Raw genomic sequence first — 18,000 nt, forward strand, 5'->3', positions numbered from 1 at the left:
TGTTTTGCGGGCTAAACTTTAGCATAAAAATAACGAATTAATAGGTAGTGTGAATGTAGTGCTATGCCTTAAGGGAATGCATTGAGCGATGTTTATTTCATAGAGGATTAAAGATAAACATTAAATAACAGTGAGTTATAAAAAAGAACAGCATTTAATTATATTTATAGATATCAGTTTATCTGGGATGTGTAAATCACACGTTTAGTCGTTGATAGGCTACTAAGTAATTGTTTTAAGATATAAAAATATAATGGTGCTCACTAAAGTAAAAATAATTCTTTTTATTGGAAAAAATGAAATTGCGTTGAAAAATAACCACGTAAACGATCTTATTTATATAAAAGCCTATTTTCTAGATTTCAGTGACTAAAAAAGCAGGTAGCGAACTACCTGCTTGTAGGACTTTACTTAGACGTTGATTTAGATGTTACAAACTTTCGTCCAACTACCGTCACTTCCTGGTACTGATGATGTCCACCAGTTAGCTTTGTATACAGCACCATCATGGATGATTTCATCGCCGCTACCAGCATGAGTTGGCGTACCTTGCCAATCAGTCTGAGGCCAGTTAGGGTAAGTATTTAGGCCATCTGAATCACAGTTGCCATTATTACCACCCGTATCGCCGCCACCATTATTACCACCACCGGCATTTAAATCACCGATAGGTAGGTTTGGTTGCTCAAACTTAAACGCATACTCATTACCATCTACATTCACTGAGTAGTTAGCAGGGCCTGAGATTGGTAGGTAGTAAATAAAGTCTAGCTCGTAGCTTTCACCCGCTGGTAATGTTTTCCACTTAGGCAGAGTAAAGGCAACACGGTGCATTGTTCCGTCTAAGCCACCAATGTTATCACCACGAGTATGACCAGAAGAGATGACTTTCAGACCACCACCAGATTGATCTTTCGCGTTATCGGGTGCAGATACTGGAATATCAAACTGGAATTCAGTTCCACCCGGTAAATCAGTACCTGTGTTATTGGTAAAGGTTACGGTTGGGTTGATAGGGTAGTTTTGGTCACCAACTTTGAAGCCGCTAACGTTAACTGCAATATCAATTGCTTGAGTTGGGATTGCACCTGTTGCGATTGTATTACCATATGGAGTTGCTGACTTAAACTTATCGTAGATAGCTTTTGTCATCGCATTACCCATGTGGTACTCACCGTTACCAGAAGCACATGCCTTTTCAGTTGCGTCAATAGTGTTAGTACGCTTACCGTTTGCATCAAATAAGTAACAGTTGTAGTCGCCTGCAAGCTCCCAGAACATGATACCACCGATTTCTTTATCAATTACGTAGTCAGCTTTCACGCCAACCGATGCTTTATCCTCTGTAGAGATAAATACGCTCTTCTCTGCATTCCATAGCCATGGTGCAACAGCGACATCATCGTAATTACGGGTATACGAACCAACAAGTTTATCTTGTGGATCATTAACAGGATCTAAGCCATAAGCGGCTGTGTACGAACCGAAGATACCTTGCTCAAGGTTTTTCGCGTGCCACATTGGGTTAGAACCGGCACCCATTTCTTTACCATTTGGATCAAGATCGTGCCACATGTTGTCGATACCGATAGCACCGTAACCACAGTTGTTCTTCTCGCCTTCACCAGTACCAGCCTGACACTCAGACTGGTTAGGTAGTGCTGCACGACCCCATAGACCGTTATCCCCACCTTTAACATCTTGCCAACCACGGGTGTAGTATGGAACACCGATATTGATACGACCAGCAGGCATTGAACCACGGAAGTAGTGGTAAGCCCAGTCAGTATTAAGGTAACCAATACCACCGTATGCTGCAGTGCCGTATACGTTCCACTGTGCTAACTCTGAATCTTTACCTGTATCAAATAGCGCAGCATTATGACCAACGTGGTCGTTCCAAGCACCGTGTAAGTCGTAAGACATGATGTTTACATAATCTAAGTATTTCGTTACATCAAATGTTTCCATACCACGTAGTAGGTAACCAGATGATGGTGCTGCAATCGTTAGCATGTAGTGAATGCCATCTTCTGCTGAAGCAACATCCAGTTTTTCACGAAGTACTTTCATCAGTTCTTGGTAAGAAGCCCATAGGTATGGACGACGCGGTTCCATGAACTCTTTATCGTATGGATTACCTGCACCCGCCATAGACGTTGGGTATTCGTAATCAATATCAAGGCCATCGAACTTGTACTTACGTAACATTTCAACAGCAGATGTGGCGAATTTCTCAATGCCTGCATGGTTAATAGAACCATCAGCATTTGTTGTCATCGTGTAGAATCCACCATCAGCTGCACGACCACCATCTGTGCCGAAGTGGCCGCCTGTTTCAGCCCAGCCACCGATAGAGATTAATGTTTTAACATCGTGTTTCGCTTTTGCTGTTGCAAGTGCACCGAAGTGACCTTTAAAGCCAAGTGCTGGGTCGATTTCAACGCCATCCCATTCCATACCTACAGCGGCATTACTTGGATCTGATGTGTCACCGATATTAACTTTACCGTCTTCACCAATACTAACGAATGCGTAGTTAATGTGAGTTAGTTGTTCCCATGGAATATCGTTAACTAAGTAGCTACTTTGAGGATCATCGCCTGCACGCCAGCTAGTGAAGTAACCAATAACACGACGAGGGTGATCAACCCCCATCATTTCACGGCCATCTTCATCATAGATAGAACAGTAAGGCACATTTACGCCTTCAGTTTGGTATAAACCGTCAGGACGACAACCATTTGATACAACAGCGCCATTAACTGCAACAGAACTTACGGCAGAATCAGAAGTTTTGTTTTGGTCATCAGTTGCACGAGCAAAGATTTTTGCATTGCCAGCTTGAACCGTTGTGTATTCAAGAGCATAAGGGGCTGTAGCTGCGGTGCCAACCAGTGCGCCATTTACGTAGAAATCAACTTTTTCTACCGTGCCATCAGTATCTGCAGCATCAGCAGTAATGGTAATAACTTCACCTAATTCCACACTTGTCGCTGAAACAGCAACAGAAACGGTAGGCGCTTCGTTAACAGGTCCTTCAGGTGCAACATCGACGCTAACACTTGCTTGGCTACTTGCTGCATTTTTATCATCAAAAGCCATAACTGAAAGGCTATGTACGCCTTCTGTTGCGGTCCATGCAAACTCGTATGGTGCTGTTGTTGTTGAACCAACAACTTGTCCGTCGACTAGGAAGTCAACTTTCGCAATAGTACCGTCAGTGTCGGTTGCATTTGCTTTGATGAGAACAGTTTCACCGGTTGTGATAGCCGTTGTTGCTGTTGGTGCTGTAAGGCTTGCTGTAGGTGCTGCATTTTCTACTGGATCAACTGGTGGGTCGATAGGTGGCTCGCCACCAGAACAAAGATCGAGTTGAACCCATTGTGAATACGGACCGTTGTTGTCTTTCGGAGAATTATTCTGTGTCCAGTAATTTGCTTTATAAGCAACACCCGCTTGTTTAACTTGATCGCCGCCAGTATAAACGCTGTCACTTTTCCATTCTGTAAGGTCAGTACAATCAACAGCAGCTTGTGCGTTGAATGCAAATAAGCATGACATAGTTAGAGTACTAAGAGTGAAAATCCCTTTCCTCATCGTTCCATGTTTACCATTATCCATTAGGTATCCTTTTAGTTTCAGTAAAATAAGCAACACTCAGTTTGTCCGTTATTCTTTTGTGAATCTTTTTGAGTGCCGTAAAAAAACTATAATGCTGATAGCTAAATTTGCACGATGCGATGTACTGATCTTCAGACATGCTCTCGGAAAGGTGTAAAAAAAATGTAAATAAACTTGCTGTTATTGAATTAAAAGCAAGTCTTCAACAGTATTTAGGGCTTTTTTGTGGTCGGAGGAGTGCTGGTTAAATGCTTTTTTGGCGCAGTGTTTTTATAATGCAATATGTAGGATAGCCACAAGTTGTAAGCTATCCTATTGATTAGAAAAAGTTTTATAAATTACTTATTTGTTAATAGCAGATTTGAATTGTTCTTGCGTAGCCTTGTCTGCTTTTTTGTACCAGTAATTTAGCATCTTGGTTACGTAGGCTTGATCGACTTTTCCACTTTTTTCAACAGCAATTTGTTGTACTTGAGGTACAGAAACAGAAATAGCAGTGGTTAGAGCTGCTGGTGCGTTACTTAAATTATACTTAGCGATTTCTTGCTGAAAATTTCGTCCAATTTGCATGCCATTTTTGATTAATACATCCTGCTTAATGGCGATATCATTATTTTGTTTGTCTGTAATTACAACATTTGGCTGCTTGTTAAATGCTCTAGCTTCATATTGGCTATGAATTTTAGGTAGATTCAATGTGTAGTGTGCGTCTGTACCATCAAATGTGACGATCACAACTTCAGATTTGAATAGGTGAGTATCGCCGTTTTCACGGTAATTAGTTTCATAGCGAAAAGCGATTTGATTATCACCATCTTTTAATGACAGTGGGCCGTTACCTTGCGCTTTTGTACCATTAACAAGCACAAGATCAGCTGAGTCGGGTAGTGTAAGCGAAACGTTAGCAAAAGAAGAGAAGCTCACACCACAAACGGCTAAGGTTAAAAGTGCTGTACGTAATTTCATGTTAATTCCTTGTATTTGTTGATAGCTAAATGCGCTATTGGTATTTTCTTATTGTATTCTTTTATTAATACCAATGACAAATAATGTCTATTTGTAATTAAGCTTATAAACAGTTAGAAAATAAAAAGCCCAATGAGTTATGCTCATTGGGCTTTCGTTACATTAGGCACTAATTAAAGCTAATTTGATGATTACTTAACGTAACACGCAAATCCTTTTAGGTAGAAACCCTCAGGGTAGGCGCTATCTAATGGATGATCCGCCGCTTGGCTAAAACGCTCAATAAATTGAACATCACGCTTCGCATCAAGAGCGGCATCGGCAATGATTTTTTGGAATAAGCCGTTATCCATTAAACCTGAGCAAGAGTAAGTCAGTAACGTACCACCAGGTTTAAGAATTTGCATTGCTAGCATATTGATATCTTTGTAACCACGGCATGCACCAACAAGCTGAGATTTAGATTCAGCAAACTTTGGTGGATCCATAATCACAACATCAAATAACTCGCCACGATCACGGTACTCACGTAGTAATTTGAATACATCAGCATTTAAGAATTGTGCATTTTCAACAGGGAAGCCGTTGTCTTGTGCATTTTGTAATGCAGTATCAAGCGCGTGTTGAGAGACATCAACGTTAACCACTTCTTTAGCGCCACCTTTCAGTGCATAAAGACCGAAACCACCGGTGTAGCAGAAACAGTTAAGTACACGTTTGCCGTTAACGTATTTAACAGAAGCTTCACGGCTGTCACGTTGGTCAAGATAGAAACCTGTTTTATGACCACCAACAATATCAACGTTAATTTTAACGCCGTTTTCTTCAATCATTACAAATTTAGGTGGCTCTTCACCATGAAGAACGCCTGTACGTTGTTTCAAGCCTTCTTTTTTACGCACAGAAACATCAGAACGTTCGTAGATGCTACATTCTGGGTAGCAGTGTTGAAGCGCTTCAATCAGCACATCACGTTGTGCTTCAGCACCAGCACTGAGTAACTGACAAACTAAAAAGTTTTGGTAACGGTCAATCGTAATGCCCGGTAGGCCATCAGATTCTGCTGCAATTAAACGATAACCTGTTAAGCCATCACGCTGAGCTAAAATATCGCGCAAACCTTGTGCTTGGTTTAGACGTTTAATAAAGAAGTTAACGTCGATATTTTCGTTTTTCTCAAAACTCCATACGCGAACGCGAATTTGTGATTGTGGTGAATAAGCGCCTTTTGCTAACCATTCGCCTTTGTTGTCGTAAATATCGACGGTTTCGCCTAAGCCTGGTTTACCTTCAATGCGATCAATACCGCGAGAGAAAACCCAAGGGTGGCGACGACGTAGTGATTTTTCGCGGCCTTTTACCAAATAAATAGAAGCTGTCATGAACATGCCCAGTATGGAATTCGAGTGGGGGCGTATTATCTTTCTCTAGGCATATAAAATCAAATGAAAAAGCCGCTATCTTATCGGATACAAACAAGATAGCGGCATAAAAGAGGATTTAAGCAATGGAACTGGTTATGAGGCTTTTAAACCACTCATTAAGTGTTCAAGGGTTTGTGCTTGCTGGCTCAGTTGTTCAATCTCATTACTAGATTCACTGATCATCTGTGCTATCTGACTGGATTGGGTGCGAACCTGTTCAACGCTGCTTGCGATATTTTCAGCAACAGCACCTTGTTGTTCTGCAGCTGCTGCAATCTCGGAACTACGATCAGATATCCCTTGGTTTCGTTCGTTAATTTGGCCAATTTCGCTATCAACAGAATCCATTAATTGTTCACTGTTAATGGCGTTATCAACGGTATTTTTCATAACAGCAATGAGCTGTTGGCTATTTTGTTGCAGTGATTCAATCATTTGCTGAATTTCAACAGTAGCACTTTGGGTACGCCCAGCAAGGGTACGTACTTCATCTGCAACCACGGCAAACCCACGCCCTTGTTCACCCGCACGTGCCGCTTCAATTGCTGCGTTTAGTGCAAGTAGGTTAGTTTGTTCTGAAATACCATTAATGGTTGTGACAACGTCATCAATTTTTGCCGCATTGCTATCTAACGCAGATACTGCTTGAGCGGCGGAATTAATTTCATTAGAAAGAATCGAAATGGCATTTTTTGTTTCGCTTACTTTTACACGACCATTTTCACTCACCGATTGTGCTTCTTGAGTTTGCAGTGATGTTTCGTGGGCGTGGGTAGCAACTTCACGAATTGAGCTTGCCATTTCTTCAGTCGCACTTGCGAGTGAATCTAAATGGCTTTGTTGAGATTGTGATAAATCACCACTGTTATCACTGCGACGATGTAAATCCACACTTATTTGTTGCATAAGCGCGACAGCTTGTTGCGTTGCGAGTACTAACTGTTGTTCACGTTCTGCGACTTTATCAATTGTGATAGCAATCAGGCTAAATTCATCTCGAACAGGAAAGAAATTTAATCGGTGGGTGAGATCGCCATCGGCTAAACTTTGTAGCGCTTTTTGCATATTAAACATCGCACCGCCAATGAAGGTCATGATGTAGTACACAGAAGCAAGAATAATAACCAATAAAATGCCAGTGACTATAAACTGAGTTGTTGATAAATAATCAAATAATCCAGTCTGTGTGACAGCTTGTAAACTATAATTTTGACCATTCACTAATACAGAATCTGATGATGAATTTGTCACTTTTATTGCGCTATTTTGCAGTAAAATGGCAGCATCAGTAGAAGAAATATTTTGTTGTTGGAGGATGTTAGCGGTCAGCTTTAGTTGTTGCTGTGTTATTTCTAAGCGTTGTTGAGAGGCGGCATCAACTAAAATAGCACTAACAAAGATAATAGCGGCAAACGGAAGAAGAAAAAGTAAGTAAAATTTTTCTGTAATTTTTAAATGTATAAGGTATTTATCGATCCATCGAAAAGCGACTTCTTTCATACTTACATCCTAATGAGCATAGATAAGTGGTTGCGAGATAACATTGATGGTGTAACTACATATACATCGACAAAATTACTTAGAACTTGAGGTGATGAATGTCACAGTTATGTATAAGAGCGAATATTACAGGCCGTGTGCAAGGGGTGGGTTTTCGTTTTCACACTGCTCATGAAGGGTTGAAATACAGTTTAAAAGGCTATGCGAAAAACCTACCTGATGGCAGTGTGGAAATTTTAGCTTGTGGTGAAAAAGAAAATATAGATGCGTTATTACTTTGGTTAGGGAGCGGGGTAAAGCTCGCTGATGTTAAGTCAATAACAACGGAAGAGTTGGAATGGCGGCATGTTGATGGATTTACGATTAAGTAGACATTGTTGTCAATAACAGAGGGTCACAAAATAGCAAGTCAATGCGTATCCTGTGACCACAGAGGGTTAGTAACAGTAGTGAATTAAATGCATTTTACTGGTTTCGGTAACCCGGCTAATTTTGTTGCTTGTTTTGCTGGTCCTTTAGGGAATAGGCGATAAAGATAACGAGAATTTCCTTTTTCTTCGCCGTATTTTTTCGCCATTGCTTTAACCAACATACGGACAGCCGGTGATGTATTAAATTCTAAATAAAATTCGCGTACAAAATGGATCACTTCCCAGTGCGCAGCAGAAAGATCAATCCCTTCTTCTTCTGCAAGTAAAGGGACAAGTTCTTCACACCAGTCACTAACATTTTTCAGATAGCCTTGTGCATCTGTTTCGATTTCTTTTTTATTAAATTCAAGCATGGTGAGCCTCGGTATTCATTACGGCTCAAAGCATAGTGAGTGTGGTACGGCGCTGCAAGTAAAACTGTTCACTATGTTGATGTATTTGACTATTTCTGATATAAAAATGCCCGCAAGATAGCGGGCATTTAGTATTAAGAATAGCGGTTGCTATTAGTTATTATCGCTGTTGATAACACCAAGAATTTGCAACAAGCTTAGGAACAGGTTGTAGATAGAAACGTACAACGTTACTGTCGCTGAAATGTAGTTTGTTTCACCACCACGAACAATTGACTGTGTAGTCAATAGAATTGCAGCTGATGAGAACAGAACAAACATACCGCTAATAGCAAGTGACAGCATTGGCATCTTCAAGAAGATATTAGCAACCACTGCAACAAGAATTGCGATAAAGCCTGCCATTAACATACCGTTTAAGAACGATAGGTCACGTTTAGTTGTTAGTGCGTAAGCTGAACAGCCAAGGAAAGTTACTGCTGTACCACCTAGGGCAGTCATTACAACATCGCCCATACCCGCGCCAACATACATGTTTAGAATTGGACCTAAGGTATAACCCATAAATCCAGTCAGTGCGAAGACGAAAACTAAGCCTAAGCTGCTATCTCGGTTACGTTCGGTTAAGAAAATTAAACCATAGAAACCTACAAGTAATACAATCCAGTGTACAGGCGGTACATTCATTGCCATCGCTACACCTGCAATACCTGCAGAAAATAACAAAGTTAACGAAAGTAGGAAGTAGGTGTTACGTAGAACCTTGTTGGTAGATAGTAAGCCTTCGTAACCGCCGTCACGATTAACTATACGATCGTTCATAAAAATCCCCTTAGGGTAGTTATATTGAGACTATTAATTTATATATGAGGCTAAATTACCATAAAAGCAAGTTTAACTAAGCACTCAACATTAAAATATTTGTACTGAAGCACGTTATCATCACTTAGCTCGTATATTACTTAACCGCGGCGATGAAAATCAGACAAATGTGTAAGTAAATGTTTCAAAGTAACTATGGTTAGCGCTACTAATCACTTGTTTTCTTTGAAACATTTAAATTATACGAATTAATGTAATATTTGGCTTAAGAACAGTTGAGTACGATCAGATTTTGGATTATCAAAGAAATCATGTGGATTATTTTCTTCAATGATTTCACCTTGATCCATGAATATAACCCGATCAGCAACTTGTCGTGCAAACCCCATTTCGTGAGTCACACAAAGCATCGTCATGCCTTCATTTGCCAATTCAACCATAACATCAAGCACTTCTCTAACCATTTCAGGATCGAGTGCTGATGTCGGCTCATCAAAAAGCATAACTTGCGGATTCATACAAAGTGAGCGGGCGATAGCAACACGTTGTTGCTGGCCACCAGAAAGTTGTCCTGGGAATTTATTTGCTTGATCGGTAATTTGAACGCGCTCAAGGTACTTCATCGCTAGGGCTTCTGCTTCTTTCTTTGGCATTTTCTTCACCCAAATAGGAGCAAGGGTACAATTTTCTAATACCGTTAGGTGAGGGAAGAGGTTGAAGTGCTGGAAACACATGCCGACTTCTTTACGTACTAATTCGATATTTTTCAAATCATCAGTTAGCTCTGTACCGCCAACAATAATTTGTCCTTTTTGGTGTTCTTCTAAGCTGTTAATACATCTGATCATGGTTGATTTACCTGATCCTGAAGGACCACAAATCACGATCTTCTCGCCTTTCTTTACTTGTAAGTTAATATTTTTCAGAACATGGAATTGACCATACCACTTATTCACATCAGTTAGCTGGATCATAAGATCAGAGCTGGTGTTATCCGTGTTAGGTTTTGAAGTACTACTCGTCATAATGCTGTCCTTGCTAACGTTTGTGCCCAGTGTGTAATTTGTTTTCTAAATAAATACTGTAACGTGACATCCCAAAACAGAAAATCCAGAAGACTAAAGCAACGAAGACATAGCTTTCAGTTGCAAAGCCTAACCATTCAGGATCGCTGGTGGCTGCTTGCCCTATACCTAATACATCAAACATACCGATAATGAGGACTAAGCTGGTATCTTTAAACAAGCCGATAAACGTATTTACGATAGAGGGAATGGTAATCTTTAACGCTTGAGGTAAAACGATAAGGTACATCTTCTTCCAATACGTTAAACCTAATGCATCCGCTGCTTCATATTGCCCTTTAGGGATTGCTTGTAAGCCTCCACGAATAACCTCTGCCATATAAGCGGCACTAAACATCACCACACCAATAAGTGCGCGGAATAATTTATTGGTTTCCATTTCGGCGGAAAGGAAAAGAGGGAGCATTACCGATGCCATAAAGAGTACGGTGATCAGTGGAACACCTCGCCATAACTCAATATAAACCGTACAGATACTACGAATTATAGGCATTTCTGAACGTCGCCCTAAGGCGAGTACGACGCCGATAGGTAAAGAAACCACAATACCAACAATCGCAATTACTAAGGTAATTAATAGACCGCCCCATAAGTGCGTTTCAACAATCGGTAAACCAAATACGCCACCATAAAGCAGGAAGCCGGCAAGGAATGGATAAATGTTGACGAAAAATAGCCATATCCATCCACGATAAGGTGTTTTTTCGTAAGCTAATAGTCCAATGAACAGGGCTAATGTTGCGTAAAAAAGTTTAGGTCGCCACAGCTCCTCTGTTGGATAAAAGCCAAACATAAACTGATCAAAACGGACGTTAATAAATGTCCAGCATGCACCACTACTGGTACATGCATCACGGCTATCACCTGTCCAGTCAGCATTAATAAATGCCCATTCAACGATGTACCAAATGCCTAAAATAGCAAAATAGCCTAAGAGAAATGTCGCGATACTATTGGTCAAAGAGGAAAATAAGTTGGTACGTAACCAGCCTATAATCCCGACGGTATTAGCTGGTGGCGGTAGATCGGGTTGAAATTGATGTTTATTCATAGTGATTACCTCTCTACCAACGCGACTTTCTTGTTATAGATATTCATCACCAAAGAGGTGAATAGGCTTAATGTGAGATAGACAGCCATAGTCATTGCTATGATTTCAATAGCTTGACCTGTTTGGTTTAAGGTTGTTCCTGCAAAGACAGAAATAAGATCGGGATAGCCAATGGCCATCGCAAGCGATGAGTTTTTGGTTAAATTTAAATATTGGCTGGTGAGCGGCGGAATAATAATACGCAGTGCTTGCGGTACAACGACAAGGCGTAAGGTTTTATTTCTCGATAACCCTAACGCTTCAGCGGCTTCGGTTTGACCATGACTAACAGCATTGATACCTGAACGAACAATTTCAGCAATAAATGAAGCGGTATAGATGCTTAGTGCCAGTAAAAGGGCTGCAAGTTCAGGAAGGATGGTTATTCCACCTTTAAAGTTAAAACCTTTAAGTTCTGGATATTCCAAATCAATGGGCATACCTGTGACAAAAAAGGCGATTAACGGCAAGCCTAAAACTAATCCTGTTACGGTTAATAGTACGGGAAGTTGTTGACCTGTTTGTTGTTGTTTTTTCTTAGCATATTGATAAAAGAACAAAGAAATAACAACAGCAATGGCTAAACACCATCCAACAATTTCAGAGCCCGAGCCATAGATAGGGCTAGGAATAGATAGTCCGCGAATATTTAAAAATATAGCTTCGCCTAAGCTGATACTTTGTCGAGGAGAGGGAAGTGCCTGGAGTACTGCAAAGTACCAAAAAAAGATTTGCAGTAATAAAGGAATATTACGAAAGACTTCAATATAAACAGCAGCTAAACGGCTGATTAACCAATTTGAAGAGAGTCGAGCAATGCCCATGATAAAGCCAATAATTGTGGCAAGGATAATACCTAATCCTGCAACTAACGCAGTATTTAGTAATCCAATAACAAAGGTTCGCCCATAAGTGTAAGTTTCATCGTAATCAATCAGTGTTAAGCCAATACCAAATCCTGCTTCTTGGTTAAGAAAGTCAAATCCTGTCGAGATACCTCGTGATTCTAAATTGGTAAGGGCATTATTTACGATGGAGTAAAAAAAGAACACTAGCCCAATAACAGCAATAAGTTGAAAAATAACCGCTCTGAAAGTTGGGTTATAAAAAATGTTCTGTTTGGACTTTGGATTCGATACATCCGATGTATGTGGTGTAGGAGCCATACAACAACCTCAGTTCCTATTGAGATGTAAAAGTAGGGACCCGTTGCCGAATCCCTATATAGTGCTACGTTGTACTATGTTTCTTTCAATAAATATCTATGCGTGTGATTAACGAATTGGTGGTGCGTATTGGATACCACCGTTCGTCCAAAGCGCGTTTAAACCACGTTTAATTTTAAGTGGTGAGCCTTCACCGACAGTACGCTCAAAGCTCTCACCGTAGTTACCTACTTGTTTGATAATCTGGTAGCCCCAATCATCTTTAAGTCCTAAGCCTTTACCTTTTGGTCCATCTAAGCCAATAAGACGACGGATATTTGGATCTTTTGATTCTTTCGCTAATTTATCAATGTTAGCAGAAGTTACATTGAATTCTTCAGCATTGATCATAGTGAAGAGCGTCCAGCGAACGACGTTGAACCATTGGTCATCACCTTGACGGACTACAGGGCCTAAAGGCTCTTTAGAAATAATTTCTGGTAGTACAACAGCTGAATTAGGATCTTTTAAGTTTAAACGCAGAGCATATAGACCAGATTGATCCGTTGTTAATACGTCACAACGACCAGAATCAAAGCCTTTAGATGTTTGAGGTGCTGTATCAAATACAACTGGCTTATAAGTCATACCATTAACACGGAAGTAATCAGCAAGGTTTAGCTCCGTAGTCGTTCCTGATTGGACACAAACTGCCGCACCATCTAATTCTTTAGCGCTTTTTATGCCCATGTCTTTTTTAACCATAAAGCCTTGACCGTCGTAATAGTTAATACCGGTAAAGTTGAGGCCTAAAGAGGTATCACGGTGGAGTGTCCATGTAGTATTTCGCGATAAAACATCAATTTCACCAGACTGTAGTGCAGTGAAACGCTCTTTTGCTGTCAGTGGGATGTATTTAACTTTCGATTTATCGCCAATAGTTGCTGCCGCAATAGCTTGACAGAATTCTACATCAAGGCCTTCCCATTGACCTTTTGCATTAGGGTTTGAAAAGCCAGGTAGACCAGCACTTACGCCACATTGGACATAACCTTGTTTCATCACTTTGTCTAACGTAGTTTCAGCATTGGCGTTTGCAGCAAAAAGGGCAGTTGAAGAGGCTAACGCCGCAAATACCACTGATAATTTATTAGCCATTTGTACCTTCCTTTGTTGGTCTTGATGTGAAATTAAAAATAGATCGTTAATAATTTTAACAACATGTTAACAGTTGTTAATTATAGGAAGAGAAAATAAAAGGTCTAGTGAACGAAAAGATATAGATCACGAAAAGCTAACAAGATGAAAATTAGAATAAAATAATAATCATTACCATATGTGACTAATTATTCATGCTGGGTGCTTTGAATAGTGTGAGGTTAGGGATTGAAAATAATGAGTATATTGGCGTGATTATTGCGCTGTGGCCTTATTTAAACGGGTGTTTTAAGTTGGTGAACGCAGAGGTTAAGTTGTATCTTGATATCTTCAAAGATGTTCAATTTGCATAATTATGATTTTTTATGCGGTTTGGTGGGAGTTCTGCTTTGTAGTTAAATTGTTTGGTATTTTGTCGTAGATTAAACTTAAATATCATATTTAGTCGATATGTTAAGTATTTAAGTCTGATTTTTTCTATTATTCGAATTAGTGTTTTGAATTTTTTCGAGTTGGGGAATATTGTCTTATAAAGAAAGACTCAATAAAAATTGAGTCTTTCTTACTTATATTTTAGTTCGTTATGCGTTTGTCGCTTTTGCTGCCAGTGCGACTGAATCTACTTTTTTAGTCACAAAAGAAAGCACAACCGCGACACCAAGCATGATAGAACACACGGTATATGCCAGTGTGTAAGTACCTGTAGTATCAACAGCGAACGCCGCTACGACAGGGCCAATGAAACCACTCACACCCCAAGCGGTATAAAGTACACCATAGTTTGCACCATAGTTTTTCAAACCATAGAAATCAGCAATGATTGATGGGAATACTGCAAGCAGTGTTCCGTAACCAATACCTGCAACGGCTGCACCAATAATTAACGTAAAATCAGACTTAAACGTTGCGAACATTACCATGTTGATTGCTTGCATAATAAAGGCAATCATGAGGGTTTTAATGCCACCGATCTTGTCAGATAGGATACCTGCAACTACACGGCCACCAGAGTTGAATATTGCTAAAATTACAACTAAATATGCAGCATCTGCGATATTTGCTTGTGTTGCTGCAATAGAGGTGATGTTACCAATGATCATCAAACCTGATGCAGAAGCAAATGCATACATTACCCAAAGAGAGTAAAACTGTGGTGTTTTTAGCATTGCACGCCAGTTTAGATCTGCTGCATTACCTGATTTATTATTTACATCGTAGCCAGAAGGGACTTCTGGTGTATAGCCTGCTGGTGGATTGTTAATGGTACAAGCAAGAGGCACTGCAATAATAAGTACAGCAATACCTAATACTAAGAAACTTGTATTTATTCCAACTTCTTTAATCAGGAAAGATGTTAGCGGGGCTAAGTATACAGCAGCTAAACCAAAGCCTGCTGCAATTAAGCCATTAACAAGACCTTTCTTCGAAGGGTGGAACCATTTCATTGCAGATGGGCTAAGACACGCGTAGCCAAAACCGATACCACTACCTGTTAAGATACCGAATGTTACGATCAGTAACGTAGGCGTGGTAGCAAAGCTTGAAATGATCATACCTAGACCAACCATCACTGTGCCTAGGATGAGTACTCGACGTGGACCCATACGGTCTTGCAGAATACCTGCCACCAATAATGATAATGAGAAGGTAATAATGGCAACCGTATAAGGTAGCGAAGCGTCGGCATTTGACCAGCCTAAATCAACAACAAGTGCTTTTTTGAAAACACTCCATGCGTAAAGAATACCCATACACAAATTAATGCAGAATCCAGCAAGTAAGATCTGCATTGCTCTATCAAATTTTTTCATACTTTTCTCAATTAAGGCGATGTCAGCAGATCACTTTGCCAACAAAGATAATGTTATATCTAAATGGGTTTTTTAAAGTGCGCGAATCTTATCAAGATTATTTAAATTTAAAATTGGCTAGAAATTGTTTGTTACAAATGAGCTGAAAGTATGAAAGTTAGAGTGTAACTGAATTTGAATAGCGTTTTAATTGAGAGGTGAATGTAATGGGGGTGTTATTTATTTGTGGCGTTATTGAGTATTTCAAAAGGAATAACAAAAGGGGAAAGAGTGCATCTCTTTCCCCTTTATGAACTATGAAGTGTGATTACTATTAGTGACCAAGGAAACTTATATAGCCCTGTAGTACAAGTAGGTTAGTAATATCAATAAAGAAAGCACCAACAATAGGTACAACCATAAATGCCTGTGGTGATGGCCCATTTCGAGATACAAGTGCCCCCATGTTCATTACAGCTGTTGGTGTTGCACCCATACCAAAGCCACAGTGGCCGCCAGCAATAATTGCGGCATCGTAATTTTTACCCATTACGCGGAAAGTTACGAAGTAAGCAAATAGCGCGAGCACGATGGTCTGTACGATAAGAATCACCAACATAGGTAATGCGAGATCCATTAATTCCCATAAATGCAGGCTCATCAAGGCCATTGCAAGGAATAGGGATAACGAGATAGTACCTAAAGCATCAACGGTTTCCTTATTGATTTTGTAGCACTTAGTGCCTTCACAAAAGTTAGTAATGAAGACACCAATGAAAAGTGCGTAAACAAATTCAGGAATCCGAAGTGCGCTAATACCAAAGCTATCAACAAACTCTTTAGCATGTGATGCACCAGCAACACAGACAAGAAGAATAAATAACACTTCAATTGTATTCTTTGAGGTAATACGATCTTCTTCTTTGTCGCTGTATGTTACAAGATCAGGGTGATCAATATGGTGATTACCACTTTCACCAAAATCTGATTTTAGGTTGTATTTATTAATAAGACGCTGTGCGACAGGTCCGCCAATAATACCACCCATGACTAACCCAAATGTTGCACATGCCATCGATAATTCAAGCGTATTTAAGCCATAGTCAGTCGAGAAGGTTTGTGCCCAAGCGGCGCCTGTACCATGACCGCCTGATAATGTAATCGAGCCAACAACAAGACCCAGTAATGGATCTAGACCAAGTAGCTTACTTAAGCCAACGCCAACAGCATTTTGAATAACAATAAATACCGTTGCTAAGGCTAGGAATAAGAAGACACGTGATCCACCTTTCGCTAAGAGTTTATAGCTAGCAGCAAGGCCAACTGTTGCGAAGAACATTTCCATTAATGCATTTTTCATACTTAGCTTGAAGCTAATATCAAACCCTTGGAAATGAAAAATTGTTATAATAACAGCAACAACCAAGCCACCAACAATCGGCTCTGGAATGTTATACTTTCTTAAAATCGCAACTTTACTATTAATAAAGTAACCTAGAAAAAGCACGATTATTGCTATGAGCAATGATTCGAGCTCATTAATTTGAATAGTTGTGTTCATCGATAATCTTCTATTGTACTTCTTTGACGCTAATTTTAACGTTTAAAAGGTATTCTTACCATATTGCTATTCAAATTATAATGTAGTAGTCAATTAAGCTTTAAGTGGTGATATTGTATAAAATATCGAATATACCTACTTTAAAAAGTAAATGAAGTTACTTTCTGGTGCTCTTGATGTTATTGAATTGTTTTATTTTTATGCGTTGACGGTTGTTATTTTTCGAAGGTTAAAACTGCAAATAAAAATTACATAAATGTCATCTTTTAAATTTAATTTTTATTATAAAACATATACTTATCTTATTGTTTTTGCCTAAATCAGTAAGTTGAGTCATATTTATAACGAAATGTGCACTGTAATACGAAGGTTAAAATGAAATTTTAGTTATTATGAATGCAATTGAAAAAAAACGGAAATTTCTCACAATATAAGATTGGTTGTTTTTTGCACAGATGTTTTTTGATTTATTTGGATAAAAAATTAAAAAAATTGAGCGATTTACACTTTAAGAGTATTCAATGCTGTAATTTGTGCTTGTTTTTTGTGTTCTATTTATTGTGATTAAAACTTATTGTAATTTTATTTGGTTATTTATAATAAAAAAGGAAGCTATTGCGATAGCTTCCTTTTGATGAATGAAGATAAAATCAGTTACTGTATTTTTTGAGTTTTAGATCTTTTTTAAGCTGCTGTATATATGCGATACGACTAGGATCTGCCGGTCTTGCTTGTAATTTATTGTTTTCCAATGTTTGTGCTTCATCTGGTAAAACACAACGCCCACTCACGCGTTCATGGTGTTGTTTGGTTTCAAATTCAGCACGTTTTGCAGCTAATTCTTGTTCACGAGCCATCGACTCACGGGCTTTACTTTGATCCGTTGCATCGACAACGACATAGCTATTACGTTTCTGCTGCCGTTGTTGGGCTGTGCCACCAAATTGATCGCGCTGCTTGATAAAGTTATTTAAGTGGTCATCAAAGCTCATCAAAGCATCCTACATAACAATTTCATTACCATAATAATAAGACACATTAAGAATGATGA

14 protein-coding genes are annotated in these 18,000 nt (G+C 39.4%); 1 reads left to right on the forward strand and 13 read right to left on the reverse strand.

Annotation, left to right across the window (positions count from 1 at the left end; all coding sequences use genetic code 11):
- Positions 1-423: 423 nt before the first annotated feature.
- The 4 genes from C9J41_RS04870 to C9J41_RS04885 all read right to left on the reverse strand — a co-directional run bounded on the left by C9J41_RS04870 (position 424) and on the right by C9J41_RS04885 (position 7,514).
- Positions 424-3,624, reverse strand: coding sequence for a glycosyl hydrolase family 18 protein (locus C9J41_RS04870; RefSeq protein ID WP_107206362.1), 3,201 nt, complete (start codon positions 3,622-3,624; stop codon positions 424-426).
- Between the two features lie 342 nt (positions 3,625-3,966).
- On the reverse strand, positions 3,967-4,590 hold the full coding sequence (locus tag C9J41_RS04875) for a DUF2057 domain-containing protein (RefSeq protein WP_107294286.1): 624 nt from the start codon (positions 4,588-4,590) through the stop codon (positions 3,967-3,969).
- 191 nt (positions 4,591-4,781) lie between these two features.
- On the reverse strand, positions 4,782-5,972 hold the full coding sequence (locus tag C9J41_RS04880; protein WP_107206476.1) for a class I SAM-dependent methyltransferase: 1,191 nt from the start codon (positions 5,970-5,972) through the stop codon (positions 4,782-4,784).
- A 135-nt stretch (positions 5,973-6,107) separates the two neighbouring features.
- Entirely contained in the window at positions 6,108-7,514 is a 1,407-nt protein-coding gene (locus C9J41_RS04885) for a methyl-accepting chemotaxis protein (RefSeq protein WP_107206364.1), read from the reverse strand.
- 98 nt (positions 7,515-7,612) lie between these two features.
- On the opposite strand from C9J41_RS04885, the gene yccX reads away from it, so the two are divergent.
- Positions 7,613-7,885, forward strand: coding sequence for an acylphosphatase (gene yccX, locus C9J41_RS04890; RefSeq protein WP_107206365.1), 273 nt, complete (start codon positions 7,613-7,615; stop codon positions 7,883-7,885).
- Positions 7,886-7,968: 83 nt separating this feature from the next.
- Here the strand turns inward: yccX and tusE are convergent, their stop codons facing one another.
- The 9 genes from tusE to C9J41_RS04935 all read right to left on the reverse strand — a co-directional run bounded on the left by tusE (position 7,969) and on the right by C9J41_RS04935 (position 17,941).
- Positions 7,969-8,298 carry a sulfurtransferase TusE gene (gene tusE, locus C9J41_RS04895; RefSeq protein ID WP_005368340.1) on the reverse strand — a complete coding sequence of 110 codons (330 nt, stop codon included), beginning with the start codon at positions 8,296-8,298 and terminating at the stop codon, positions 7,969-7,971.
- A 153-nt stretch (positions 8,299-8,451) separates the two neighbouring features.
- The gene (locus C9J41_RS04900; RefSeq protein WP_005368338.1) at positions 8,452-9,120 is read right to left on the reverse strand and encodes a Bax inhibitor-1/YccA family protein; all 669 of its coding nucleotides are present in this window, start codon (positions 9,118-9,120) and stop codon (positions 8,452-8,454) included.
- Positions 9,121-9,368: 248 nt separating this feature from the next.
- Entirely contained in the window at positions 9,369-10,145 is a 777-nt protein-coding gene (locus tag C9J41_RS04905) for an amino acid ABC transporter ATP-binding protein (protein ID WP_369917481.1), read from the reverse strand.
- 13 nt (positions 10,146-10,158) lie between these two features.
- Positions 10,159-11,256 carry an amino acid ABC transporter permease gene (locus tag C9J41_RS04910; protein WP_107294287.1) on the reverse strand — a complete coding sequence of 366 codons (1,098 nt, stop codon included), beginning with the start codon at positions 11,254-11,256 and terminating at the stop codon, positions 10,159-10,161.
- A gap of 5 nt (positions 11,257-11,261) precedes the next feature.
- Positions 11,262-12,461, reverse strand: coding sequence for an amino acid ABC transporter permease (locus C9J41_RS04915; RefSeq protein ID WP_107206367.1), 1,200 nt, complete (start codon positions 12,459-12,461; stop codon positions 11,262-11,264).
- A 108-nt stretch (positions 12,462-12,569) separates the two neighbouring features.
- Positions 12,570-13,598, reverse strand: coding sequence for an amino acid ABC transporter substrate-binding protein (locus C9J41_RS04920; protein WP_107206368.1), 1,029 nt, complete (start codon positions 13,596-13,598; stop codon positions 12,570-12,572).
- Between the two features lie 581 nt (positions 13,599-14,179).
- Entirely contained in the window at positions 14,180-15,409 is a 1,230-nt protein-coding gene (locus C9J41_RS04925) for an OFA family MFS transporter (RefSeq protein ID WP_107206369.1), read from the reverse strand.
- Positions 15,410-15,722: 313 nt separating this feature from the next.
- Positions 15,723-16,949 (reverse strand): sodium/glutamate symporter, encoded by a 1,227-nt coding sequence (gene gltS, locus C9J41_RS04930; protein WP_107246909.1) that lies wholly within the window; start codon positions 16,947-16,949, stop codon positions 15,723-15,725.
- 650 nt (positions 16,950-17,599) lie between these two features.
- Positions 17,600-17,941 carry a hypothetical protein gene (locus C9J41_RS04935; RefSeq protein WP_107206371.1) on the reverse strand — a complete coding sequence of 114 codons (342 nt, stop codon included), beginning with the start codon at positions 17,939-17,941 and terminating at the stop codon, positions 17,600-17,602.
- Positions 17,942-18,000 lie beyond the last annotated feature (59 nt).

This window comes from Photobacterium sp. GB-50, from assembly GCF_003026755.1.
Classification (GTDB): domain Bacteria; phylum Pseudomonadota; class Gammaproteobacteria; order Enterobacterales; family Vibrionaceae; genus Photobacterium.